General features: G+C 70.0%; 1 protein-coding gene and 2 pseudogenes. 1 reads left to right on the forward strand and 2 read right to left on the reverse strand.

The features are described from left to right. A pseudogene (locus ABT130_RS47540) lies at nt 1-278 on the reverse strand (phospholipid carrier-dependent glycosyltransferase); the annotation flags it as partial. A gap of 54 nt (nt 279-332) precedes the next feature. Further along, on the reverse strand, nt 333-1,187 hold the full coding sequence (gene rsmI, locus ABT130_RS47545) for a 16S rRNA (cytidine(1402)-2'-O)-methyltransferase (protein WP_350966494.1): 855 nt from the start codon (nt 1,185-1,187) through the stop codon (nt 333-335). 98 nt (nt 1,188-1,285) lie between these two features. Here rsmI and ABT130_RS47550 point away from each other — a divergent pair. Next, nucleotides 1,286-1,647 (forward strand): annotated as a pseudogene (locus ABT130_RS47550) (phospholipid carrier-dependent glycosyltransferase); the annotation flags it as partial.

The following is a 1,647-nucleotide window of genomic DNA, read 5'->3' on the forward strand; positions in this document are numbered from 1 at the left end:
GCCACGTAGAGCGGGCAGGGGTCGGCCTCCGGCGGGGTGCACTTGACCAGGAAGTCGGTGTTCCCCTGCATGATCATCCTGTCGGCGATGGGATCCTTCACGGTGCCGAGAGAGGCCCGCTCCACCCCGTGGTTGATCAGTGCCCAGGCGTCCTTGGCGTAGTACGTCTCGTCGAACATGACCGCGTTCGGCCGCCCGAGGCCGACGAAGCGCAGGATCCCCCCGAAGGCCGCGACCAGCAACGGCCCCAGCCAGCCCCAGGCGGCATTTCCCGACATGGGCGGCAAGAGACGATCCCGTGTTGATCCCATTCAGGGAATTATGGTGAAAAGTCAGCCTCGATGGACAGCTTGGTAAAGATCCCGTTTGGGGATTCCCGCCGCCTTCGCCACATCCACGATCGCCTGCTTCCTCGGCACCCCCGTCTCCTCACGGCGCGCGACCTCGTCCACCAGGTCCTCGATCACCGGCGGCAGGGCCTGCCCGGCGTACCCGGCGACCACGATGGTGATCTCCCCCTTGACGCCCCCGGCCGCCCACTCGGCCAGCTCGCCGAGACCACCCCGCCGCACCTCCTCGTAGGTCTTGGTGAGCTCACGGCAGACCGCCGCCCGGCGGTCGGCGCCGAACGCCTCCGCCATCGCCGCCAGCGCGGCACCGAGCCGGTGCGGCGCCTCGAAGAACACCATCGTGCGCTCCTCCTCCGCGAGGGCCGAGAGCCTGCGGGAGCGCTCACCGGACTTGCGCGGCGGGAAGCCCTCGAAACAGAACCGGTCGCTGGGCAGCCCCGAGACGGCCAGCGCCGTGGTCACCGCCGACGGCCCCGGCAGCGAGGTGACCGCGATCCCGGCCTCGACCGCCAGGTGGGTCAGCCGGTAGCCGGGGTCGGAGACGCCCGGCATGCCGGCGTCGGTGATGACCAGCACCGTCTTGCCGTCCTGGAGCGCGCCGAGGAGCTCGGCGGCCCGCCCTGCCTCGTTGGCGTCGTAGTAGGAGACGACCCGGCCGCCGATCTCGGCGCCCAGTTCCCCGGCCAGGCGCCGCAGCCGCCGGGTGTCCTCCGCCGCGACCACGTCCGCGCTCTCCAGCGCCAGCCTCAGCCGGGGTGAGGCGTCGCCCGCCTGCCCGATCGGAGCCCCTGCCAGCACAAGCCTGCCGTTGTCCGTCACCGCTCCATCCTCCCGCATTTCGGATGGCCCCCCGGCGCGGGGAGAAGTTAACCATTTAGTCCTGTAGTGAGGTGTTTCCTGGGCTAGCTGCGGTAAGGGGACCGTACGATGTCCGGGTGGCCGTGACCGACTTCCCCAGCCAGGCGTCAGAGCAGCCGGAGCCCCAGCCCGACGGCGGGCCCTCGGGTTCCGTTCGTGACCGTCTGGTGCCGCCGATGCCGGGAAACCCCCTGTGGGGCTGGCTGGGGCCGCTGCTGGTCACGGTGTTCGGGGCGATCCTGCGCTTCACCAACCTCGGTCACCCGAACGCGGTCATGTTCGACGAGACGTACTACGCCAAGGACGCCTGGGCGCTGATCAACTTCGGTGCCGAGCACAACGTCGTCAAGGACGCCGACAAGATCCTGATGCGGGGCGGCACCGAGATCTGGCAGCAGTGCGCGCCCGCGGAGGTCGACAAGTGCGCCTCCTACGTGGT

The sequence above is a fragment of the Streptosporangium sp. NPDC001681 genome (genome assembly GCF_040298085.1).
Lineage (GTDB): Bacteria > Actinomycetota > Actinomycetes > Streptosporangiales > Streptosporangiaceae > Streptosporangium.